This is a genomic window from Candidatus Pelagibacter bacterium nBUS_44, from assembly GCF_051200895.1.
Lineage (GTDB): Bacteria > Pseudomonadota > Alphaproteobacteria > Pelagibacterales > Pelagibacteraceae > Pelagibacter.
In genome coordinates this window covers 202,545-224,288 of the sequence record NZ_CP172838.1, presented here as the reverse complement: position 1 = coordinate 224,288, position 21,744 = coordinate 202,545, and the positions used below count along the sequence as shown (strand labels likewise).

General features: G+C 29.5%; 26 protein-coding genes and 1 tRNA gene. 11 read left to right on the top strand and 16 right to left on the bottom strand.

Annotation, left to right across the window (positions count from 1 at the left end; genetic code table 11):
* Positions 1–7 precede the first annotated feature (7 nt).
* The 14 genes from ftsH to ACIJYB_RS01140 form a co-directional block, all read right to left on the bottom strand.
* On the bottom strand, positions 8–1,921 hold the full coding sequence (gene ftsH, locus ACIJYB_RS01205) for an ATP-dependent zinc metalloprotease FtsH (RefSeq protein ID WP_435152493.1): 1,914 nt from the start codon (positions 1,919–1,921) through the stop codon (positions 8–10).
* A 59-nt stretch (positions 1,922–1,980) separates the two neighbouring features.
* A complete protein-coding gene (gene tilS / locus ACIJYB_RS01200; protein ID WP_435151409.1) occupies positions 1,981–2,988 on the bottom strand; it encodes a tRNA lysidine(34) synthetase TilS in 1,008 nt (335 codons plus the stop codon).
* Positions 2,955–3,965 carry a tol-pal system protein YbgF gene (gene ybgF, locus ACIJYB_RS01195; protein ID WP_435151407.1) on the bottom strand — a complete coding sequence of 337 codons (1,011 nt, stop codon included), beginning with the start codon at positions 3,963–3,965 and terminating at the stop codon, positions 2,955–2,957. Before ybgF ends, tilS begins: the two co-directional genes overlap by 34 nt.
* A gap of 83 nt (positions 3,966–4,048) precedes the next feature.
* Positions 4,049–4,528: a peptidoglycan-associated lipoprotein Pal gene (gene pal, locus ACIJYB_RS01190; RefSeq protein WP_435151405.1), complete on the bottom strand. Its 480-nt coding sequence runs from the start codon at positions 4,526–4,528 to the stop codon at positions 4,049–4,051.
* A 97-nt stretch (positions 4,529–4,625) separates the two neighbouring features.
* Positions 4,626–5,969, bottom strand: coding sequence for a Tol-Pal system beta propeller repeat protein TolB (gene tolB / locus ACIJYB_RS01185; RefSeq protein ID WP_435151403.1), 1,344 nt, complete (start codon positions 5,967–5,969; stop codon positions 4,626–4,628).
* Positions 5,970–5,978: 9 nt separating this feature from the next.
* Complete coding sequence (locus ACIJYB_RS01180; RefSeq protein WP_435151401.1) at positions 5,979–6,839, bottom strand: energy transducer TonB; 861 nt, start codon at positions 6,837–6,839, stop codon at positions 5,979–5,981.
* A gap of 6 nt (positions 6,840–6,845) precedes the next feature.
* Positions 6,846–7,262, bottom strand: a complete 417-nt coding sequence (tolR, locus tag ACIJYB_RS01175; protein ID WP_435086365.1) for a protein TolR — start codon at positions 7,260–7,262, stop codon at positions 6,846–6,848.
* On the bottom strand, positions 7,263–7,937 hold the full coding sequence (gene tolQ / locus ACIJYB_RS01170; protein ID WP_435151399.1) for a protein TolQ: 675 nt from the start codon (positions 7,935–7,937) through the stop codon (positions 7,263–7,265). It abuts the gene before it with no gap.
* A 51-nt stretch (positions 7,938–7,988) separates the two neighbouring features.
* Positions 7,989–8,483: a crossover junction endodeoxyribonuclease gene (locus tag ACIJYB_RS01165; protein WP_435086361.1), complete on the bottom strand. Its 495-nt coding sequence runs from the start codon at positions 8,481–8,483 to the stop codon at positions 7,989–7,991.
* Positions 8,483–9,208 (bottom strand): YebC/PmpR family DNA-binding transcriptional regulator, encoded by a 726-nt coding sequence (locus ACIJYB_RS01160; RefSeq protein ID WP_435151397.1) that lies wholly within the window; start codon positions 9,206–9,208, stop codon positions 8,483–8,485. Before ACIJYB_RS01160 ends, ACIJYB_RS01165 begins: the two co-directional genes overlap by 1 nt.
* A gap of 3 nt (positions 9,209–9,211) precedes the next feature.
* Entirely contained in the window at positions 9,212–10,018 is an 807-nt protein-coding gene (locus ACIJYB_RS01155) for a TIGR00282 family metallophosphoesterase (protein WP_435151395.1), read from the bottom strand.
* Positions 10,015–10,560 carry a 5-formyltetrahydrofolate cyclo-ligase gene (locus ACIJYB_RS01150; RefSeq protein WP_435151394.1) on the bottom strand — a complete coding sequence of 182 codons (546 nt, stop codon included), beginning with the start codon at positions 10,558–10,560 and terminating at the stop codon, positions 10,015–10,017. The genes ACIJYB_RS01155 and ACIJYB_RS01150 overlap by 4 nt, the downstream gene beginning before the upstream one ends.
* A 6-nt stretch (positions 10,561–10,566) precedes the next feature.
* On the bottom strand, positions 10,567–11,013 hold the full coding sequence (zapA, locus tag ACIJYB_RS01145; RefSeq protein WP_435151392.1) for a cell division protein ZapA: 447 nt from the start codon (positions 11,011–11,013) through the stop codon (positions 10,567–10,569).
* The gene (locus ACIJYB_RS01140) at positions 11,001–11,324 is read right to left on the bottom strand and encodes a 5-formyltetrahydrofolate cyclo-ligase (RefSeq protein WP_435151391.1); all 324 of its coding nucleotides are present in this window, start codon (positions 11,322–11,324) and stop codon (positions 11,001–11,003) included. The genes zapA and ACIJYB_RS01140 overlap by 13 nt, the downstream gene beginning before the upstream one ends.
* A gap of 53 nt (positions 11,325–11,377) precedes the next feature.
* Between ACIJYB_RS01140 and tkt the strand changes: the two genes are divergently transcribed.
* The 11 genes from tkt to ACIJYB_RS01085 all read left to right on the top strand — a co-directional run bounded on the left by tkt (position 11,378) and on the right by ACIJYB_RS01085 (position 19,632).
* On the top strand, positions 11,378–13,336 hold the full coding sequence (gene tkt / locus ACIJYB_RS01135) for a transketolase (RefSeq protein ID WP_435151389.1): 1,959 nt from the start codon (positions 11,378–11,380) through the stop codon (positions 13,334–13,336).
* A 2-nt stretch (positions 13,337–13,338) separates the two neighbouring features.
* Positions 13,339–14,343, top strand: coding sequence for a type I glyceraldehyde-3-phosphate dehydrogenase (gap, locus tag ACIJYB_RS01130; protein ID WP_435151387.1), 1,005 nt, complete (start codon positions 13,339–13,341; stop codon positions 14,341–14,343).
* A 6-nt stretch (positions 14,344–14,349) separates the two neighbouring features.
* Positions 14,350–15,531, top strand: coding sequence for a phosphoglycerate kinase (locus tag ACIJYB_RS01125; protein ID WP_435151386.1), 1,182 nt, complete (start codon positions 14,350–14,352; stop codon positions 15,529–15,531).
* Position 15,532: 1 nt separating this feature from the next.
* Positions 15,533–16,543, top strand: a complete 1,011-nt coding sequence (locus ACIJYB_RS01120; protein ID WP_435151385.1) for a class I fructose-bisphosphate aldolase — start codon at positions 15,533–15,535, stop codon at positions 16,541–16,543.
* A complete protein-coding gene (gene thiE / locus ACIJYB_RS01115; protein WP_435151383.1) occupies positions 16,530–17,144 on the top strand; it encodes a thiamine phosphate synthase in 615 nt (204 codons plus the stop codon). Before ACIJYB_RS01120 ends, thiE begins: the two co-directional genes overlap by 14 nt.
* The gene (gene efp, locus ACIJYB_RS01110; RefSeq protein ID WP_435151381.1) at positions 17,141–17,701 is read left to right on the top strand and encodes an elongation factor P; all 561 of its coding nucleotides are present in this window, start codon (positions 17,141–17,143) and stop codon (positions 17,699–17,701) included. The genes thiE and efp overlap by 4 nt, the downstream gene beginning before the upstream one ends.
* A 4-nt stretch (positions 17,702–17,705) precedes the next feature.
* Positions 17,706–18,446, top strand: coding sequence for an inositol monophosphatase family protein (locus ACIJYB_RS01105; RefSeq protein ID WP_435151380.1), 741 nt, complete (start codon positions 17,706–17,708; stop codon positions 18,444–18,446).
* 35 nt (positions 18,447–18,481) lie between these two features.
* On the top strand, positions 18,482–18,712 hold the full coding sequence (gene rpmE / locus ACIJYB_RS01100) for a 50S ribosomal protein L31 (protein WP_435151378.1): 231 nt from the start codon (positions 18,482–18,484) through the stop codon (positions 18,710–18,712).
* The gene (locus tag ACIJYB_RS01095; RefSeq protein ID WP_435151376.1) at positions 18,713–19,300 is read left to right on the top strand and encodes a cell cycle transcriptional regulator TrcR; all 588 of its coding nucleotides are present in this window, start codon (positions 18,713–18,715) and stop codon (positions 19,298–19,300) included.
* A 54-nt stretch (positions 19,301–19,354) separates the two neighbouring features.
* Positions 19,355–19,549: a 30S ribosomal protein S21 gene (rpsU, locus tag ACIJYB_RS01090; protein WP_008544401.1), complete on the top strand. Its 195-nt coding sequence runs from the start codon at positions 19,355–19,357 to the stop codon at positions 19,547–19,549.
* Positions 19,550–19,555: 6 nt separating this feature from the next.
* A tRNA-Met gene (locus ACIJYB_RS01085) sits at positions 19,556–19,632 on the top strand.
* 7 nt (positions 19,633–19,639) lie between these two features.
* On the opposite strand, the gene ACIJYB_RS01080 is transcribed toward ACIJYB_RS01085, so the two are convergent.
* Positions 19,640–20,338, bottom strand: a complete 699-nt coding sequence (locus tag ACIJYB_RS01080; protein ID WP_435151374.1) for a transaldolase family protein — start codon at positions 20,336–20,338, stop codon at positions 19,640–19,642.
* A gap of 8 nt (positions 20,339–20,346) precedes the next feature.
* Positions 20,347–21,744 carry an NAD(P)(+) transhydrogenase (Re/Si-specific) subunit beta gene (locus ACIJYB_RS01075; protein WP_435151372.1) on the bottom strand — a complete coding sequence of 466 codons (1,398 nt, stop codon included), beginning with the start codon at positions 21,742–21,744 and terminating at the stop codon, positions 20,347–20,349.

The window sequence follows — 21,744 nt, the reverse complement described above, 5'->3', positions numbered from 1 at the left end:
TATCTTGTTAATGAACTATTTTTGGTTTTAACCCCATTGCACCTAGGGCAGAACTTTGGTCATCATTTTCCTCTGGTTTATCAACCACTTTATCTTTTGGATATAAATTTTTATTTATTATATTTTCTATTTCTTCACCTGTTAAGGTCTCATAAGTTATAAGTGCTTTAGCAATTTTGTGAAGGTCATCAATTTTTTCTGTTAATATTTTTGTGGCTTGATTGTATCCTTCATCAACTAATTTTCTAATTTCTTTATCTATTTTTTGAGCAACTTCCTCTGAGACTGATTGTGTTTGAGTAACTGATCTGCCTAAAAATACCTCTTCTTGATTTTCTCCATATTCTATAGGACCCATTTCTTCACTCATTCCATATTTTGTTACCATTGCTCTAGCAAGTTGTGTTGCTTGGTTAATATCTGATCCACTTCCACCACCAGCTCCTGTAGATATATTGTCTTTTCCAAAAATTAATTCCTCTGCAACTCTTCCACCAAAACACACAGCCATTCTAGCTTTTAAATATTTTATTGAATATCCATGTTTGTCTCTTTCAGGTAAGTTCATAACCATTCCAAGAGCTCTTCCTCTTGGAATTATTGTTGCCTTATGTATTGGATCATAACTGGGCATATTAAATGACACTAAAGCATGCCCGCCCTCATGATATGCTGTTAATTTTTTTTCATCTTCAGTCATTACCATTGAACGTCTTTCAGCACCCATCATTACTTTATCTTTTGCTTCTTCGAACTCAATTAAAGTTACGATTCTTTTATTTTTTCTTGCAGCTAATAATGCTGCTTCATTTACTAGGTTCGCTAAATCAGCACCTGAAAAACCAGGGGTACCCCTAGCTATAGTTCTTAAATTTACATCTGGGGCTATTTTTATTTTTTTAACGTGCACTTTTAAAATTTTTTCACGTCCAATAATATCTGGATTAGAAACAACTACTTGCCTATCAAATCTACCTGGTCTCAACAATGCGGGATCAAGTACATCTGGTCTGTTGGTTGCAGCAACAATAATAACTCCCTCATTAGTATCAAATCCATCCATCTCAACTAATAATTGGTTTAGTGTTTGTTCTCTTTCATCGTTTCCTCCTCCTAAACCAGCACCTCTACTTCTGCCTACAGCATCGATTTCATCTATAAAAATTATACATGGTGAATTTTTTTTTCCTTGTTCAAACATATCTCTTACTCTTGAGGCACCTACACCAACGAACATTTCAACAAAATCTGAGCCTGATATTGTGAAAAAAGGAACATTTGCTTCACCAGCTATTGCTCTTGCCAATAAAGTTTTACCAGTTCCTGGAGGACCAACAAGTAGTGCGCCTCTTGGGATTTTACCTCCCAATCTACTAAATTTTTTAGGATCTTTTAAAAACTCGACAATTTCTTCCACTTCTTCTTTTGCCTCTTCTATTCCCGCAACATCATTAAACGTAATTTTTCCCTTAAGCTCATTCATCATCTTCGCTTTTGATTTTCCAAAACCCATTGCGCCACCTTTTCCCCCTTGCATTTGTCTCATAAAGAAAATCCAAACAGCAATTAAAAGTAACATTGGGAACCAAGATAAAAGAACACCAAACAATGAAGGCATTTTCTCTTCAAGAGGTGCTGCAGAAATGCTCACTCCTTTATCAGATAATTTTTCAATTAAATTTGGGTCATTAGGTGAATATGTGGAAAATGAATTTCCATTTGAAAACACTCCTTTAATATTGTTTCCCTGAATTTCAACTTTTAGAACCTCGCCATTCTCCACGGATGTTAAAAATTCTGAAAATATAATTTGATTTCCACCTCTAATATTTTGCTGTGGATTTTTAAACATATTATAAAGACCTATCGTTAAAAAGACGATGATGCCCCACATTGCAAGATTTTTTAAATTCATGAGTATAAGATAAGAATTATTACGAGTTTAACAAGTGACAAAATATCATTAAATAGCGGAAATATTTACTCTTTTGATAGTATTATTGTTCCGTTAACTTTTTTAATTATACAACCACCTAAAGTTACCTTAAATGAAGATTTTAAATTTATTAATTGAATAATTTTATCAATTTTTTTTCCTCGAACAGGATGATATTTTTTTCCTATTATTTGTATTAATTCTACAAACGACCTAAACAAAACTTCATCTGATTGAAATAAAAAACTTTCTTTTAAAATTACTTTTTGTCCTCTTTGTAAAAAAGTTACATTTTCACCTAAATTTTTTTTTAAATAAAATTGAATATTTTCATTTGCAGTTTTTAAATTTTTAATTGTTAAAAAAAACTTATCTCTATCTAAACCCTCTAAACTTAACTGTGTTAAAAAATTTCTTATTTTAACTCTTTTATACTTATCGTCTTTATTCGATGGGTCATCTATGTATAATCCAAAAATATTTTTACTGATATAAATCAAATCTTTTTTATCAACATTAATTAGAGGTCTAATTAAATTAATACCGTCTTTTTTTATTTTTTTATCAAGTGAAATTAAACCTTTAAGGCCACTTCCTCTAAGAATTCTTATAAAAAAATTTTCAAATAAGTCGTCTAGATGATGACCAAGTAAAATATTTTTTATATTAAATTTTTTAGTTTCATTGATTAATAACTCGTATCTTTTATTTCTTGCTACAGATTGAATATTTTTTTTTGGTTTAGCACCATTCCAAGTTAATATTTCAAGATTTATCAAATAATTTTTAAGAATCTTTTGCACATATTTTGCCTCAGAAGTAGATTCTTTTCTTAACTTATGATTAACAATAAAATACTTTACGTTTATAAAATTTTTAATTGCAAATACCTTTGCTAAAAAAGATAAAGCAAGACTATCTGGACCCCCTGAAACAGCTACAATAAAATCTTGATTTTTAACTAAATCATTTTCAAATTTTTTATAAATTTCAAGAATTCGTTTATCTTTTAATTTGTTTAATAAAAACTTATAGAGTCTTCTTTGATACATTCAAACTTTTTGGACTCATATTTTGCTTTTTGAATTACTGATTGATTTGCTTTCGGATATTGTTTCTCAACGCCATTTATCATTTTACAACCCTGATCTTTTTCTCCAATTTGTACCATTGATACACCAAGTTTTAACAGATTTATAGGAGCTTTATTTCCTTTGGGATATTTTTGATAACCCTCCAAGTAAGCAGTTGCAGCATCAGTATAAAGCTGTCTTATTCTAAATGTTTCAGCATACCAATATTGAGCACTTCCAGCTAACTCATGTTCGCTATTGGATAAAACGAATTCTCTAAAAGCTCTTTCAGCCATACTATAATCTCCAACTTTTAAAAAACTTGTAGCCAATTCATATTGTTTTTTAGGAGTTAAATCTTGTGGTAATATTTTTTCTTCTGCTTGAAAGGTTTCGGTTACAACTGAACCAGTAGTATCTATAGATTGAATTTGTTGAGACGTTTCAGATGTTTCGGTATCTTTATATGATATAGAGCCTAGATCTTGAGGTTGTGAACTTCCTGGTAACGCTTCATTGGAATTTGTTTTTGATTTTGAAGATAATTTTTCTGTAATTTCACCAGAACTAATCACTGATTCTATATCTTGAAATCTTATTTGGTTATCAGCTTGAACTTTTGATAATCTATTAGATAGTTTATCAAGCTTAAAATTAATTTCTTCAAATTTATTAGTTAATTCTCTGAATTGATTTTCAACTTCTGATAATTTTAATAAATGCCTTGTAAGCACATCCTCAGAATTGGTGTCTAATTCAACATCTAAATTTTCACTCGCTGATTTATTAACTTCAATTGAGCCAGAATATACTGCTCGCTCAAGAGTTTTAAGGTCATTTTTTATATTTTCCAAAGTTTCATAAATATTATGATTATCTGCATATGAAGAACTAATAAGACCAAGACTAAGTAAAAATAATAATTTTAACATTATTATTTTAAATATAAATTTCATCACTAAAGTAGTTTATGATTATAAAAATGGCAAAAAAAAGACCCTAAAACATGATAGCTTTAGGGTCTTTAAAATTTAAACTTTTAATTTGCTTTAACTGTTACTGATCTTCTGTTTTTTGACCAAGCTAAAGGGTTAGAACCAGCATCTACAGGTCTTTCTTTACCATAACTTAATACTGAAATTCTGTCAGACGATATTCCATAAGTCATCAAATAATCTTTTGCTGCATTTGCTCTTCTTTCACCAAGTGCTAAGTTGTACTCTCTAGTACCTCTTTCGTCAGCATGGCCTTCAAGAACAACATTGATGCTTGAATTTTTTCTCAACCAAGCCGCTTGAGCTCTTAAAGTTTCTCTTGATGCTGTTGTTAAAACTGTTTCATTTGTAGCAAAGAATACTCTGTCTGCTACACCATCTGCCAAGTACTCAACTGTGTCAGTGCCTGTGTAAACATCACCTTGCATTTGTCCTGTTGAAACTTTTTTAGTTGCACATGCAGATAACACTAAACATGCTGCAAATACTAAAAAAGTATTTTTTAAAATTTTGTTTAATTTCATTAAATTGCTCCTTGCTTCTAATTTCAATTACTTAACTTTTTCACAACTAAATAGATGTTTCAAGTTAAAAAATCAAGTTATTTCAATCAGTTTTTAATTAATTGCTCAATAAAGATGACCATGATGGGTCAGATGCATCTGTTGGTGTTGTTACTAATCGCTCATTATAACCTGTTAAGTCAATAGACCAAAGTTTTGCTGAAAACCCTTTTCCGTCACTATTGGTTTTTGTCTCCCTATAAAAAATCAATACTCTTCCATTAGGGGACCAGGACGGTGCTTCCTGATAATAATTTTCTGTTAACAGCCTTTCTCCCTTACCATCTGTTCTCATTACTCCAATATAAAATTTGCCTTTGTGTAGTTTTGTAAATGCTATCAAGTCGCCTCTTGGAGACCAAACAGGAGTTCCATAGATACCATTTCCAAATGATATTCTTTTAATCTCACTTCCATCATTTTTCATTATATAAATTTGCTGGTATCCACTTCTATCTGAATTAAAGGCTATAAATTTTCCATTTGGAGAATAAGATGGAGAAGTATCAATTGAAGGATGATTGGTAATTCTATCAACTATTCTATTTTCTAAATCCATTGTATAAATGTCTGATTTACCATCTTTAGCAAAACTCATTATTATCTTTTTGCCATCAGGAGAAAACCTTGGAGCAAAAGTCATTCCTGGAAAATCACCAACAACTTCTTGGGTGCCTGTTTCTATATCTAGGAGATATACTCTTGGTAAGTTTTTAAAATATGACAAATAAGTAACCATTTGACTGGTTGGATTAAACCTAGGAGTCAAAACAAGCTCATTACCAAGTGTTAAAAATTTATTATTAGCTCCATCCTGATCCATAATAGCTAATCTTTTTTTTCTTTGTGTTTTTGGACCCTCTTCAGCGACATAAATTATTCTTGTATCAAAGTATCCTTTTTCTCCAGTTAATCGTTCGTAAACTTTATCTGAAATAATGTGTCCAACTCTTCTCCAGTTATTTGGCACTGTAGTGAATGCTAAAGCCATAATTTCTTTAGCCGCCAATACATCCCATAATCTAAATTCAACTCTTAACTTTTCATTTATGAAAGTCACTTTACCGGTAATTAAGGCTTGAGCTTTTATTAAATTCCAATCTTCAAACCTTGGTTTTAAATTTGCAATTTCAGGAGCTTGTAAAAATGCATCTTTGTTTAATGGATTAAAAAGACCAGAGGTTTTCAAATTATTTTCAACTATAACAGATATTTCAGACCCAATATTTTCCTTTTTAATAATCTTTTTGAACTCTATTCTTGATTGTTCATCAATTGATAAAGGAGATACTGCTAATGGAAGTGGACTTAAATTTCCTCTAGTAATATCAACTTCAATTAAAGCAAATGCTTTTAATGGAAAAATTAATAGTAAAAGTAAGATTATTAGTTTTTTTTTCATTTTTATATCTTAACCCTCTAACATCTCTCTTGCATCAAAATTTAATTGTAATTCTTTCCATCTTTCATATCCTGTAGTTGGAACTCTTAGAGGTTGACACAATTTTACAGCTCTTAGAGCGCTTTCAGCTAAGACTTTATAAAAACCCTGGCCAGGCTTATTCATTCTAGCATGATCTAAGATTTCTGTTTTTGTAACAGATCCATCTGGTTCTAACATTAGTTTAATTCTGACTAATAAATTTTCATTGTAGGGTAATCCAAGCGGTATACTCCAGCATCCAAAAATCTGAGCTTTTAAAGCGTCTTCTTCACTTAAAGTTAATCCAGTGTTATCAATATTTCTATCTTGATCTTGAGTAATATCATTGTTTTTTTTAATTATATCAGCACTTTCAATTTTTGCTTTATCAATTAATTTTGCAATATTATCTAAATCTACAAATTCTTTTTTTTCAAATTCTGACACCTGTTTTACTTCTTCATCTAATTTATCTGGATTTTGTTTTTTTTCTTTTTTTGTTTCAATTTTTTTTACAGTTTTTTCAGGTAGCGGGACTGCTTCAGGTGTTTTATTATCATCTCTCTCATTATCATCAACAGAAATAACTGTTTTTGTTTTTGTTTTTTCTACTTTTTTAGGTGGGGCTTGTTCTGATACTAATTTCTTCTCTTTTTCTTTAATTTTTTCTATTGTTTTTTTTGCTTTAGGCGCAAAAGGTATATTTGTTTTTTCAGTAATCTGAATTAGCTCAACCGAAATAATCGGTGGAATATCTAAAGGTTTTTTTGCTAAAAATGGTAAGCTCATTGCTGTTATAAAAATCAATAATAGATGAGAAACAGAAGATATAATAATACTTCTATTCATAATTAATTACCTTTGTTTATATGGCTCAGATATCAAAGCAACTTTAGTAAATCCAGAACCAGATAACAAACCCATGATCTCTAATACTCTCCCATAATTTATTGTTTTATCTCCCCTAACATAAATTCTAGTATCTGTTCTATTTTTTGATACTGCTAGGACTTTTGCTATGATATTATCATATTCTACTTTTGCTTCTTGTATAAAAATTTCACCTTTTGCATTTATTGAAAGTGTAAGTGGTTCAGTTTCTTCTGGTAAAGAGTCAGCTGAAGTTTCTGGTAAGTCTACTTGAACACCAACTGTTAACAATGGAGCTGTTACCATAAAAATAATTAATAGTACCAGCATTACATCTACAAATGGTGTTACATTTATTTCGCTCATTGGTTCTTTTGATGAACGAGTAAATTTAAAAGCCATTTAAATTATTGTTAAAAATCTTTTTGAAAAGTTTTCTAATTTTTGAGAATATTTTTTAGAGTCAGTGTTAAATTTATTGTATGCAATAACCGCAGGTATTGCTGCTAACAGACCTAAGGCTGTAGCAAATAATGCTTCTGCTATTCCTGGAGCAACAATAGCTAAACTAGTATTTCTTGAAATTGCAATCGATTGAAATGAGTTCATTATACCCCAAACTGTTCCAAATAAACCAATGAAAGGTGCAGTAGATCCTACAGTTGCTAAAAACGTAAAACCTTTATCAATTTTGGTCATTTGTTTCTCTATCCCAACTTCTAAAAAAGTGGTCATTTTTTCACTTAAATTATTTTTTGATTTTTTTTTTAATAAACTCTCCATTGCATCTTGAAAAACTACTGCCATTGGGTCATCAACTTTTGCTGGTAAACTATTATAAAAAGTTTCTGCAGATTTAGAATTCCAAAACTTCTCCTCAAACTCTTCTGATGATAAGTTTATCTTTTTAAATAATCTAAATTTATCAATAATAACCGCCCAAGAATATATTGAGCAGACTATTAAAATTAATATTACTGATTTCACAATTATATCAGCTCGTAAAAAAAGACTCATTAAAGAAAAATCGGTATTAACTCCTAAACCTACTGCCTGTGATGCGATATCAGCTTCCATAATTCACTATTCACACTTAAATGTGTCATGAATTTGTCTTAAATTTTTTGATTATTCCTCAATTTTGTAAGTTTCATAATAAAAGCTAGCTATCAAGATAGCATCAGCTTTATTAGAGTCTTTTTTTTTGGATAATTGGTTAGAAAAATAGGGAAAAATCTCAATTGCTCTTGTTCTGCTTGCATCTTTTTCTGAATTTATAAGATTAAAATATTTTTTCCATTTTGCAGGTCTTACAAAATACATAGGTAACTGCATTGCAGAACATATTCCCTTTAAAATTCCAAATGATTGACCAAAGTTAAACATACTTGTTACACCTTGTCCTGGCATAGCTGAAACTTGTTCTATTATTACTCTTGTATTGTTTTTATCTAACTTATTAATTCTTTCAGATATTTCATTAAAAATTTGAGATCCATTTACTTGTTTTTTATTTTTTTTTCCCTCGGTCATTGTTGGCATCTCTATTACATCTATTATTCTTCCATCTTGAAGAAAACAAATTGATCCTGATATACCTGGGTCAATTCCAATAACGAGCATCAATTATTACCAAAATTTGCATTTGAAAAAACATTTTGAACATCATCATCTTCTTCTAAAGTTTCTAAAAATTCAATTACAGTATCGTGCTTATCTTTTTCAACATTAGCATTATTTAATGCAACCCATTCTATTTCCGTAGAAATAAAATTAGAGATAATTTTTTCTAATTTTTTTTTTACATTATAAATTTCACTTATTGAGCATTGAATTTCATGAAATTCATTATGAGATATACATTCATCTGCTCCTGACTCAATTGCAAGTTCAAAAATATTTTCGTCAGAAATTTCTTTTTTATCAATTTTAATTATACCTAGTTGATTAAAATTATGAGATGCTGAACCTTGAGTTCCCAAACTACCACCACTTTTCTGAAATATAGTTCTAATATTTGAGGCAGTTCTATTTTTATTATCAGTTAAAGTTTCTACAATTACTGCAATTTTATCAGGACCAAATCCTTCGTACCGTAAATTTTCAAAATTAACACCTGATGCTGCTGATGATTTATCGATTGCTCTTTCTATATTATCTTTTGGCATATTAGCAGATCTTGCTGCCTGAATAGCTGATCTTAGTCTGGGATTCATAGCTGGATCTTTATCTCCAAGTTTTGCAGCTACAGTGATTTCTTTTGATAGCTTTGAAAATATTTTAGATCTCTGTTTATCTGCTTTTCCTTTTTTGTGTTTAATTCCTGCCCAATGTGAATGTCCCGCCATATTCTAATGTGTATTTTTTAGTTGAGCTCCATAAACATAACTTTCAATGTTAATTGCAAGACCTGTTTGTATATCACATTCAACAATAACGCCACACAAAGTAGCATCATTAGTTGCTGGAAAATGTTTTGTTGATTTTTTTTTTAAAAATCTATTCAATGAATTTTCTTTATTCATACCTATAACAGAGTTGTAATCTCCGCACATACCAGCATCTGTTTGATAACCTGTTCCACCTAATAATATTCTTGCATCATTTGTGGGAATGTGTGTGTGTGTTCCAACAACTAAAGTAGCCTTGCCATCAAAAAAATGACCTATTGCATTTTTTTCACTTGTTATTTCGCCATGAAAATCAACAATCAATAAGTCATAGTCTTCTTTTAATTTATATTGCTTCATGAATTTTTCTGATATCTCAAATACATCATCACATTTTTTCATAAAAACATTTCCCATCAAATTAAGAACTCCAATTTTGATACTTTCTTTTGTATTATAAATATTAAACCCATTACCTGGGGCTGGTTCAAATAGGTTTTTTGGTCTCAATAGTCTCTCTTCTTTGTCTATGTGCTCCATTATTTCTTTTTGATCCCACACATGGTTTCCTGTTGTAATTACATCAACCCCACAATTGAAAAAATCATTACATATCTCTTTAGTCAAACCCACACCTTGAGATGCAGCATTCTCACCATTTACAATCACAAAATCTATTTTTTTTGACTCGATTTCTTTCTTAAGATTGTTTAATAATTTTGAACACCCTGAAACTCCAACCACATCACCTAGAAATAATATTTTCATTTTATGATTTTTTTTTCCGTAATTATGAAGTCTAATTTTTTATCATATTGATCTATTGGTACAGACTTAATTTTTTGATACGAAAAAGCCAAACCAATTTTTGTAACTTTTTTTATCTTGTCAATTTTTTCAATATATCGATCATAAAAACCGCCTCCATAACCCAATCTATTTAAATTATTGTCATAACCGACTAATGGAACTAGCAAAATATCTGGATAAAGTATTTTTGATGAAACTGGCTCAGGTATGCCAAATTTATTTACTTTTAGCGGATATTTTTTTGACCAACTATAAAAATTCATTTGATTGTTTTTTTTTACAATAGGTAATGATATTTCAAAATTTTGTTTACATAGTACATTCAAAATTTCAAGATCATCAATTTCATAATTGGAAGGATAATATCCACCAATCTTTCTGGCATTGGAAACATTCATTTTTAAAAAAGAAATAAATTTATCTAAATTAATCTTAAGATTTTTATTAAAATTTTTTTTTCTGAATTTTAAAATTTTACTTCTTATTTTCGATTTATTCACAAGTATTTATTGAGATATGTTTTCTAATTTTGCTTTTTCTACAAAACTTGATATTTCATCTGCAGCTTCATCAATTAATTTTTCATATTTTTTATGATTAGTCTCAATTTCATTTTTAAAACTTAAATGGTTTTCATTAAGTTCTTTAATTTCTTGCTCTTTCTTATCTCTATAATCGTAAATAAGTGATTTCAATTCTTTAAATTTGTTTGAAAGATCTTTTAATTCATTTTTTTTTTGATCAACTTTCTTTTTAGTCTCGTAGTACTCATCCATTACTTTAACTGCTGTTATTAATAAAAGTTTATTTTCTCCTAAATTTCCAAGATTATTCTTTAAATCATTAAACTTTTGATTAATATGAATTAATAATTCTTCAAGATGCTCCTCTTGACCATCTTCACATGACAATAAAAATTCTTTATTATTAAATTTAATACTTACATTTGCCATTTATCTATTTCTTCCAACAAGGTATCTGTTTCTTGATTTAATTCATCAATTTTTTCAGAAAACTCTGTTTGTTTTTTTTGTTCTAATTTTTCTCTATTCTGAATTTCTTCGAGTTTTTTACCTAAATTTTCATGCTCTTCTAACAATAATTTATATTTATTTTCTAGCTCAGATTTTTCAATTTCTAATTGATTTTTTTGAGTGCTTAGACTTTCAACATTGTTTTGCATATCAGGATTACTGAGCTCTAAATTTTTTAATTTATTTAGAGCGTTATTCAATTTTTTTTCTTTTTCGTGGAAAGAATTCATATATATATGTTTATATTATTAAATAGAATCTTCTTAGTCTAGTCAGGATAATTTTGAACAAACTACACAATGATTTGGCAAATTGCATTAGATTTTTATCAATAGATGCAGTTCAAAAAGCAAATTCTGGTCATCCAGGTATGCCCATGGGTATGGCAGATGTAGCTACTGTTTTATTTAGAAATTTTTTGAGATTTAATCCAAAAAATCCGGGATGGCTTAATAGAGATAGATTTGTTTTATCTGCAGGACATGGTTCTATGCTTCTATATTCGTTATTGTATCTAACTGGATATAAAAGTTTTTCATTAAGCAGTATTAAAAAATTTAGAAAACTAAACTCAATATGTGCAGGACATCCAGAATATCATCCTAATACAGGAATTGAAACCACTACAGGTCCACTAGGACAAGGAATTGCAAATGCTGTCGGCTTTGCAGTTGCTGAAGAAATTTTAAAAAAGAAACTTGGTAAAGAAATTATAAACCATAAAACTTATGTTCTTGCTGGAGATGGTTGTTTAATGGAAGGAATTAGTCATGAAGCAATGAGTTTGGCTGGACATTTAAAGCTAAAAAATTTAGTTATGCTTTTTGATAACAACTCAATATCTATAGATGGACCAACTAGTTTAGCGGTATCAGATAATTATAAAAAAAGATTTGAAAGTTACGGCTGGAACTACATTTCTATTAATGGTCATAAGATAAAAGAAATTTTTAAAGCTTTAAAAAAAGTACAAAATTCACAAAAACCAACTGTTATTTCTTGCAAAACAAAAATTGGATATGGGTCGCCAAATAAATCTGGCAAATCATCTTCTCATGGAAGTCCTTTAGGATCAGAGGAAATTAAACTTGTAAGAAATGCTTTAAATTGGAATTACAAACCTTTTGAAATTCCAAATAAAATTTTAAATGAATGGAAAAAAATTGGTAAAAAAGGTCAAAAACTTGAAAATAATTGGAATAAAATTTATAAAAAGAAAAAAGTAATAATTAACAAATTATTAAAAAATAATTTTACAAATATTTTAAAAACAGAAAAACAAAGTGCAACAAAAGAGCTGAAAAGTTTAGCCACAAGAAAATCTTCTGAACTAACATTAAATGCGTTAACTAGTGTAAATAATAATTTAATTGGAGGCTCTGCTGATTTAGCAGGATCAAACAACACTAAAACAAAATATCATAAAATAGTAAAGCCTGGTGAATTTAAAAGTAATTATATCCACTATGGTGTAAGGGAACATGCAATGAGTGGAATAATGAACGGATTAGCACTTCATAGCAATTTTATTCCTTATGGTGGAACATTTTTGATTTTTTCAGATTACTGTAAACCATCAATAAGATTATCAGCATTAATGGAACAAAGAGTTATTTATGTTATGACACATGACTCTATTGGCCTTGGAGAAGATGGCCCAACTCATCAACCGATAGAACAATTATCAGGCTTACGTTCTATTCCAAATTTAAATATTTTCAGACCTGCGGATAGAATGGAAACTATTGAATGTTGGGAACATGCTTTAAAGAGCTCAAAAACACCAAGTGTTTTATCTTTAACTAGGCAAAACCTAGGCCCAATAAGAAAAAAATATTCAAGTGCTAATAAATGTTCTTACGGTGCTTACGAAGTTTTGAGAACAAATAAAAAAATTCACTTAACTATATTGGCTAGTGGTTCAGAGGTTAATTTAGCAATTGAAACTAGCCATAAATTGGCCAAAGATAAGATATATTCAAAAGTAATATCAATGCCGTGCCATGATCTTTTTGACTTACAATCAACCTCCTATAAACAAAAAATTATCAATGAGACGAAAATGAAAATTTCTATAGAAGCTGCATCAACAGATTGCTGGAAAAAATATGTTGGAAATAATGGTTTAACCTTTGGAATTGATACATTTGGAAAAAGCGCACCATATAAAGAAATTTATAAACATTTTGGTTTAACAGCGTCAAATATTGCTAAGAAATCAAAAAAACTAATTAGAAAATAGATATGACAATAAATATTGGAATTAATGGAATGGGAAGAATTGGCAGAATGGTAATTAGAGCAATTATTGAAAGCCAAAATAAAAATATAAAAATAAAACACATCAACAATAGATCTAATTCAGAAGTAAGTTGCACCTTAATTAAATACGATTCTGTACATGGAAAATTTAATGCAGATCTAGATTATGATGAAAATCATTTGATTATAAATAAAAATAAAATTACTTTTTCACAGGAATCAAAGATTGAGGGTATTGATTGGAAAAAATTTGGTGTTGATTATGTTTTTGAATGTACTGGAAAATTTAACTCAAAAGAAAAATTACTTACGCATATAAATAATGGTGCAAAAAAAGTTATTGTTTCTGCTCCCTGTAAAAATGCAGATAAAACTATTGTTTTTGGTGTTAACGAAGATGAGCTTACAAAAAATGATCAAATAATTTCTGCAGCATCTTGTACTACAAATTGTCTTGCACCAGTTGCGAATACTCTTCATCAAAATTTTGAGATTGAGAGAGGTTTTATGACCACAATTCACGCTTTTACAAGTGACCAAAGAATTCTAGATAATTCTCATAAAGACCCGAGAAGAGCAAGATCTGCTAGCCAATCTATTGTTCCAACTTCCACAGGAGCTTCAAAAGCTATTGGGGAAATAATTCCTTCACTAAAAGGAAAGTTGGAAGGTGTTGCTATGAGAGTTCCAACTCCAAATGTGTCTCTTGTTGAGTTAGTTTTTTGTACTAGAAAAGAAATAAATGTATCAAAAATTAATGATGCATTTAAAGAAGTTGAAAAAAAACAATCTAAAAAAGTATTAGAAATAACTTCTGAAAAATTAGTATCTATCGATTTCAATCATAATTCATCATCAGCAATAGTGGACTCTAATCTTACCAGTGTGGTTGGTAAAAATATGGGAAAAATTTCAGCCTGGTATGATAATGAATGGGGCTTTTCAAATAGAATGTGTGATATAGCAGAATATCTTCATAAGATTTAGAGTTTAATGAAAAGTTTTTTAGATCAAGATCTTATTTTAAAAGGAAAAAAAGTAATAGTCAGAGTAGACTTAAATGTTCCCATGAAAGATGGAGCAATAACTGAGTCATCACGAATAATAAAAATCCTACCTACAATTAAATTGTTGATAGAAAAAAAAGCAAAAATAATAATATTTTCACATATAGGACGCCCAAAAGGAAAAGTTGTTAACGGAATGTCTCTAAAACCAATTTCAAATAAATTATCTGATCTTTTAAATAAAGAAGTTATATTTAATAAAAATGCGATTAGTGAAAAAATCTCAGTCGAGATTGATAAAATTAAAGATGGTTCGGTTATGATGATGGAAAATATACGTTTTTATGATGGAGAAGAAAAAAATGATGATACTTTCTCAAAAACAATTTCAAATTTAGGTGATATATATGTTAATGATGCATTTTCATGTTCACATAGGGCACATTCCTCAATTGAAGGAATCACCAAATACATACCATCCTATTGTGGCTTACAGTTTGTAGAGGAAATTAATGCTTTAAAAAAAATAACATCTGAGATTAAAAGACCTGTTACTTGTATAATTGGAGGTTCAAAAATTTCGACAAAAATTAAAATTATTTCAAATTTAATAAAAGATTTTGATAATATAATTATTGTAGGTGGGATGGGAAATGCAATGCTTAAAAATACAGGGATAAATATAGGTAAATCAGTGTGTGATGAAGGTTATAAAAATCTTGTGGGTGAAATAATAGAAAAATCTGAAACTCATAATTGCAAAATATATTATCCTCTTGATGTTGTGGTTTCAAAAACACTTGATGGGAACGGAACAATAAAAGAGATTACTGAAGTAAATAATGATGAGATGATATTAGATATTGGACCAAAGACTATCGAATCCATCAAAAATATAATTAATGATACAAACACTGTATTGTGGAATGGTCCAGCTGGATATTTTGAAAACCCAAACTTCGCTAATGGAACAAAAAAAATTCTAGAAATTATTGCCAATAAAAGATTAAAGAACAAAATTTATGCTGTTGCTGGAGGTGGAGAAACTGTAGCTGTTATAAATAAATTTAATAAATTAAACACATTTAATTTTGTTTCAACTGCTGGAGGAGCTTTTTTGGAATATCTTGAAGGAAAAGAACTTCCTGGTATAAAAGCCTTAAACTAAAATGTCAGAACTTAATAAAATTGCATTAAAAATACTTTCTAACGGCAAAGGAATACTTGCGGCTGATGAAAGTAATGGAACAATGACTAAAAGATTAGAGTCGGTTAATATTCAATCATCCCCTGAAAATAGACTTCTTTTTAGAGAAACACTTTTTTTATCAGAAAGCATGATGGATTGTATAGGAGGTGTAATCTTATATGACGAAACTATTAATCAATCATCAAATTCTGGAAAAAAAATACCTACTTTAATTTCAGACACAGGTGCAGTACCAGGGATTAAGGTTGATACTGGTGCAAAAGTTCTGGCAAATTCATCTGAAGAAAAAATTACTGAAGGTTTAGATGGATTAAGAGAAAGATTAAAAGATTACTATCAACTTGGAGCAAGATTTACAAAATGGAGAGGTGTTTATAACATTAGCAAAAAATATCCAAGTCAAATTGCAATTAATTCAAATACGCATGCACTTGCAAGATACTCTGCTCTTGTTCAAGAATGTGGAATGGTTCCAGTTGTAGAGCCTGAAGTATTAATGGATGGTGAACATTCAGCAGAAGATTGTTTCACCAAAACTTCTGAAGTGATTCAAAAATGTTTTGAAGAATTGATTATTCATAAAATTGATCTAACTGGTATAATTTTAAAACCTAATATGATCCTAGCAGGAAATAAATCAAAAAATAAAATTTCTAATGAAGAAGTATCCTTGAAAACACTTAAGTGCCTAAAACAATCTGTTCCAAATGAAGTGCCTGGAATAGCTTTTTTATCAGGTGGTCAGTCTGAAATAGAGGCAACTGAAAATTTAAATCTAATTAATAAAAATAATAATACCAATTTTATAATGACTTATTCATATGGAAGAGCTCTTCAACAAAGTGCTCTAAAATTTTGGTCAAAAGATATTAAAGATAGTAAAGGAACTCAAAATATTTTTAATCATAGAGCAAAAATGAATACTTTGGCAGCTCAAGGGAAATGGTCCAGCGAACTTGAGAACAAATAAAAAAAAATTTATTTATCTTATCTCTCCTAATTATATTTACCCACGATTCTATTGGGATTTAAAAAAAGTACTTAGTTCTGGTAAAGTTAGTTTTTTTCAAATGAGATTTAAAAAATATTCATATGAAAAAAAAATTATAATTGGAAAAAAAATTAAACAAATTTGTAAAAACAGTAATGTTAAATTTTTAGTTAATGACAGCCCTGAACTTTCAAAAAAACTTGGAGCTGATGGATGTCATTTAGGACAAAAAGATATGAATATAATCGAAGCAAGAAAAATTATTGGTAATAAGATTATAGGAATTACCTGCCATAACTCTATTAATCTAGCAAAAGCCGCCATTAAAGGTAAAGCTAACTATATCGCTTTTGGAGCCTTCTTTTCAACCAAAACAAAAAAAGTAAAGTATCAAGCTACAACTAAAATTTTAGATAAAGTTAAAAAGTTAACCAGAATACCATTAGTTGCCATTGGAGGAATTAATTTGAGCAATTATACAAAACTGTTATTGAACAATGCTAATTTATTGGCTATTTCAAGCTACGTTTGGAATAATAAAAAATATAAACCCTTTGAAGCAATAGAAAAAATTAAATGAAAATAAATGCAGGAGAAATAAGAGTTGGGATGCTCTTAGAATACAAAAATGATTTATGGTTAGTTTTAAAAACTCAACATGTAAAACCTGGCAAAGGTGGAGCGTTTGCACAAGTAGAAATGAAGAGTGTAGGAAAAAATACGAAGTTAAATGAAAGATTTAGATCTAGTGAAACTGTTGAAAAAGCTTCACTAGAAGAAACAGATTTTAATTATCTTTATGATGATGAAAATAATTATATTTTTATGGATCCAAAAACATTTGAGCAAATTGAAATAAAAAAAGATCTTATTGGAGAAAAGGGGAAATTGATGACTGAAAACCTTAAAGTTTCAGTAAGTTTTTATAATGAAAATCCAATTTCAGTTGAGCTTCCCAATCAGGTGATGTGTAAAATTGAAACAACAGATGTTGCGCTTAAAGGACAAACCGTTTCATCATCATATAAACCGGCTACACTTGATAATGGTTTAAACATTCAAGTACCACCATTTATAGACTCTGGTGATGAAGTAATTGTCGACACAAGAACTCTTGAATATATTAAAAAAATATAATTGGATGATATCTATATCTGCAAATCTCAACATAATGATTAAGGCTGCAGAAAAAGCATCTAAATCAATAATAAGAGATTTTGGAGAAATCGAAAAGTTACAAGTATCGAAAAAAGGACCTCGTGATTTTGTAACCAAAACAGATAGGCATGTTGAAAAAATCTTAATTGAAGAGTTATCAAAAACAAAAAAAAATTATTCTTTCTTAACTGAAGAAACTGGTGTTATTAAAAATAAAGACAAAGAAAATATTTGGATAATTGACCCAATTGATGGAACCACTAATTTTCTTCATGGTATACCTCACTTTGCAATTTCTATTGCTCTTAAATCAAGAGATGAGTTATTAAGTGGCTTAATATTTGATCCAATTAAAGATGAGATGTTTTTTGCCGAAAAAAATAAAGGTGCTTTTTTAAATAATCAGAGATTAAGAGCTTCAAACAAAAACTCTTTAGAAGAATGTTTGTTTTCGAGTAATATTGAAGGTGTAAAATTTTGCAATTTGAATATGAGATGTAGTGGATCAGCCGCATTAGATTTAGCTTATGTTGCCTCTGGTAGACTTGATGGATATTTTCAGAACAAAATCAATCTATGGGACGTGGCTGCTGGAGCTTTGATGATAAAAGAAGCAGGCGGAATCGTTAATGATATTAACGAATTTGATATTAATAACATCAATATTAAAGCTTCAAGTGCTGCAATTTATGACAAAATGTTGAAAAATTTAGATAACTTTTAATTGTGTTCTAAAATTCTTTTGTTATAAGTCTCGATATGAAAAAAGACATACACCCAAAATACCACTCAATTAAAGTTGAAATGACTGACGGAACTCAGTTTGAAACAAAATCAACGTGGGGTGCGGAGGGTGATTTACTTAAACTCGAAATTGATCCAAAATCTCATTCTGCATGGACAGGTGGTAAACAAAAGTTAATGGATAAAGGTAGAATAAGTAAATTTAACAAAAAATTTCAAAACTTTAAATCAGATAAAAAAAATTAAATGTCAAACGCACCTTTGATGCCAATGGCTACGGCTGTTTGGTTAGTTGAAAATACAACGCTTACTTTTAAACAAATTGCAAATTTTTGTAACTTACACGAAGTTGAGATACAAGGAATTGCTGATGGCGAAGTTGCAAAAGGTATTAAAGCATATAACCCAATAATCGCTGGTCAACTTTCTAGAGAAGAAATTGAGCTATCATCTAAAGATGAAAATAGACCATTATTGATAAAAAGTATGGATATTGAAATATCAAACACAGAAAAAAAAATTAAAAAATATGTACCACTATCTAAAAGACAAGACAAACCAGACTCAGCACTATGGTTAATTAGACAACATAATATGTTAAAGGACTCACAAATTGCTAAGCTTGTTGGGATAACAAAAAATTCAGTCACTTCAATCAGAAATAAAAGTTACTGGAATTATAATAATCTTAACCCAAAAGACCCTGTCGCTCTTAACCTATTTGCTCAAAAGGACTTGGTTGAGGCTTTAGAAAAAGCTGAGAGAAGAATCAAAAGGGAAAAAAGAGAAAAAGAAAAAGCCAAAAAGGCAAAAGAAATTTCAAACAATGAATAAATTTGATAGACATCAAAATCTTATAATGGTAATCAAACATCTCTAAAATTATTTATGAAAATAGAAGTTAAAGATAATAATATTGAACAAGCTTTAAGAGTTCTTAAAAGAAAACTTCAAAGAGATGGTTTTTTTAAAGTAATTAAACTTAAAAATACATACGAAAAGCCATCAGAAAAAAAGAAAAGAATTCTTCAAGAAAATATTAAAAGAGTTAAAAAATTAAACAAACTTAAAAATAGAATTTAAGTATACCGCGGGGTGGAGCAGTCTGGTAGCTCGTCAGGCTCATAACCTGAAGGTCGGCGGTTCAAATCCGTCCCCCGCAACCAATCTCAGCTAGATTTTAAAATTAGATTTTTTGCTGTCTAATAAAAAAGCTTTAACTGTCTCTTTTGTGAGTTGATCAAATGATTTTCCAAAGTTTTCTATTTTTTCAATAATAATCGGTGGAACAGTAATGATATGACAACCTAATTGTTTTGCCTGTAAATAATTATAAGGCTCACGAACACTAGCCCACAATATCTCAACATTCTTAAATCTTTTAGCCAATCTAATACTCTTAACAAATTCTGGAACTGGATCTTTACCAGTGTCACCAGCTCTTCCTGCAAAAATAGAGATAATTACTTTTGTTTTTTTATTAATTAACTTTAAAATCTTTTTGGTTTGTTTGGTGCTATAAACAGCTGTTATGTTAAGTTTTATATTTTGATTATTTAACTCTTTAATAATTCGACCCATAAATTTACCCTTAGAATTTGCTACTGGTACCTTTACATAAACATTTTTTCCCCAAGTATTAATTTTCATTGCTTGAATTTTCATTGTTTCATACTCATCAGCAAATACCTCAAGTGACACTGGCTTATTATTGCAAATTTTGAGAATTTTTTTTGAATAAGATTTGTAATCTTTTGCTCCAGCTTTTCTCATTAAGCTTGGGTTCGTAGTAAATCCTTTAACAATCTTTTTTTTATTAAATTTTTTAATTTGATCTAGTTCTGCAATGTCACAAAATATCTTAGTATTCAAATTTTTACCTATAGATTTTTAGTTATGTCCTCTGTCATTTTTTTTGCATCCGCAAATAACATTAGAGTATTTTCTTTATAAAATAGATCATTATCAATTCCAGCATAGCCTGGTGATAAACTTCTTTTAACAAACAATACTGACTTACATTTTTCAACATCAAGAACTGGCATACCATAAATTGGACTTTGTGGATCTGTTTTTGCAACCGGGTTAGTTACATCATTAGCGCCAATAACAAAGGCTACATCTGCATTAGCAAAATCATTGTTTATTTCCTCTAACTCAAACACTTCATCATATGGAACATTTGCCTCTGCAAGTAAAACATTCATATGACCAGGCATTCTTCCTGCTACTGGGTGAATTGCGTAGGAAACTTTAATATCATTTTTTTTTAATGTATCAACCATCTCCCTTAAAGCATGTTGTGCTTGAGCAACAGCCATACCATAACCTGGTACAATTATAACTGATGATGCGTTCTTCATTAAAAAAGCAGCATCATCTGCATTTCCACTCTTAACTGGTTTTTGTTCTTTATTTTGTGATGATGATGATTGTTCTGTTGCACCAAACCCACCCAAAATAACGTTGAAGAATGATCTATTCATTCCTTTACACATTATATATGATAAAATTGCACCAGATGATCCTACTAGCGCTCCTGTAATTATTAATGCTGTGTTTTCTAGAGTAAACCCAATTCCAGCCGCTGCCCAACCTGAATATGAATTTAACATTGAAATAACAACCGGCATATCTGCTCCCCCAATTGGGATTATTAATAACAATCCAATTAAAAATGATGCAGCTAACAATATCCAAAATAAATTAGAGGATTGAGTAGAGCAAAGCAGATAAGTAAGTACAATTATTGAAACTAAAATTATGGCATTAAGTGGATGCTGTCCTTTAAAAATTATAGGTGATCCAGACATAATTCCCTGAAGTTTTAAAAAAGCAATAATTGATCCTGAGAAAGTTATCGCACCAACTGCTGCACCAATTGACATTTCAATTAAACTTCCAAGTTTAATGTTGCCTGGAGATCCTAAATTAAAAGCTTCTGGATTTAAAAAAGCAGCAATTGCAACAAATACAGCTGCAAGTCCAACTAAACTATGAAAACCAGCTACTAATTCTGGCATTGCTGTCATTGGAATTTTATAGGCAATAAACGCACCTATTAAACCACCTATTAAAAGAAAGATTAAAACAACTACAAAGCCATTTGAAAAATTACCAATTGATAAAAAGGTAACTGTTATTGCAATTATCATTCCTAAAATTCCAAAAAAATTACCTTGTCTTGATGTTTCTGGTGACGACAATCCTCTTAAAGCTAAAATAAATAATATTCCTGAAATTAAATAAAAAATTGCTGATAAATTTGCTGATATCAT

Excerpts from the sequence above, each read along its gene's own strand:
- tilS (WP_435151409.1), bottom strand. The coding sequence starts at position 2,988 with ATGTATCAAAGAAGACTCTATAAGTTTTTATTAAACAAATTAAAAGAT.
- ybgF (WP_435151407.1), bottom strand. The coding sequence starts at position 3,965 with ATGAAATTTATATTTAAAATAATAATGTTAAAATTATTATTTTTACTT.
- pal (WP_435151405.1), bottom strand. The coding sequence starts at position 4,528 with ATGAAATTAAACAAAATTTTAAAAAATACTTTTTTAGTATTTGCAGCA.
- tolB (WP_435151403.1), bottom strand. The coding sequence starts at position 5,969 with ATGAAAAAAAAACTAATAATCTTACTTTTACTATTAATTTTTCCATTA.
- ACIJYB_RS01180 (WP_435151401.1), bottom strand. The coding sequence starts at position 6,839 with ATGAATAGAAGTATTATTATATCTTCTGTTTCTCATCTATTATTGATT.
- tolR (WP_435086365.1), bottom strand. The coding sequence starts at position 7,262 with ATGGCTTTTAAATTTACTCGTTCATCAAAAGAACCAATGAGCGAAATA.
- tolQ (WP_435151399.1), bottom strand. The coding sequence starts at position 7,937 with ATGGAAGCTGATATCGCATCACAGGCAGTAGGTTTAGGAGTTAATACC.
- ACIJYB_RS01165 (WP_435086361.1), bottom strand. The coding sequence starts at position 8,483 with ATGCTCGTTATTGGAATTGACCCAGGTATATCAGGATCAATTTGTTTT.
- ACIJYB_RS01160 (WP_435151397.1), bottom strand. The coding sequence starts at position 9,208 with ATGGCGGGACATTCACATTGGGCAGGAATTAAACACAAAAAAGGAAAA.
- ACIJYB_RS01155 (WP_435151395.1), bottom strand. The coding sequence starts at position 10,018 with ATGAAAATATTATTTCTAGGTGATGTGGTTGGAGTTTCAGGGTGTTCA.
- zapA (WP_435151392.1), bottom strand. The coding sequence starts at position 11,013 with ATGGCAAATGTAAGTATTAAATTTAATAATAAAGAATTTTTATTGTCA.
- ACIJYB_RS01140 (WP_435151391.1), bottom strand. The coding sequence starts at position 11,324 with ATGAATTCTTTCCACGAAAAAGAAAAAAAATTGAATAACGCTCTAAAT.
- gap (WP_435151387.1), top strand. The coding sequence starts at position 13,339 with ATGACAATAAATATTGGAATTAATGGAATGGGAAGAATTGGCAGAATG.
- ACIJYB_RS01125 (WP_435151386.1), top strand. The coding sequence starts at position 14,350 with ATGAAAAGTTTTTTAGATCAAGATCTTATTTTAAAAGGAAAAAAAGTA.
- ACIJYB_RS01120 (WP_435151385.1), top strand. The coding sequence starts at position 15,533 with ATGTCAGAACTTAATAAAATTGCATTAAAAATACTTTCTAACGGCAAA.
- efp (WP_435151381.1), top strand. The coding sequence starts at position 17,141 with ATGAAAATAAATGCAGGAGAAATAAGAGTTGGGATGCTCTTAGAATAC.
- ACIJYB_RS01105 (WP_435151380.1), top strand. The coding sequence starts at position 17,706 with ATGATATCTATATCTGCAAATCTCAACATAATGATTAAGGCTGCAGAA.
- rpmE (WP_435151378.1), top strand. The coding sequence starts at position 18,482 with ATGAAAAAAGACATACACCCAAAATACCACTCAATTAAAGTTGAAATG.
- ACIJYB_RS01095 (WP_435151376.1), top strand. The coding sequence starts at position 18,713 with ATGTCAAACGCACCTTTGATGCCAATGGCTACGGCTGTTTGGTTAGTT.
- rpsU (WP_008544401.1), top strand. The coding sequence starts at position 19,355 with ATGAAAATAGAAGTTAAAGATAATAATATTGAACAAGCTTTAAGAGTT.
- ACIJYB_RS01075 (WP_435151372.1), bottom strand. The coding sequence starts at position 21,744 with ATGATATCAGCAAATTTATCAGCAATTTTTTATTTAATTTCAGGAATA.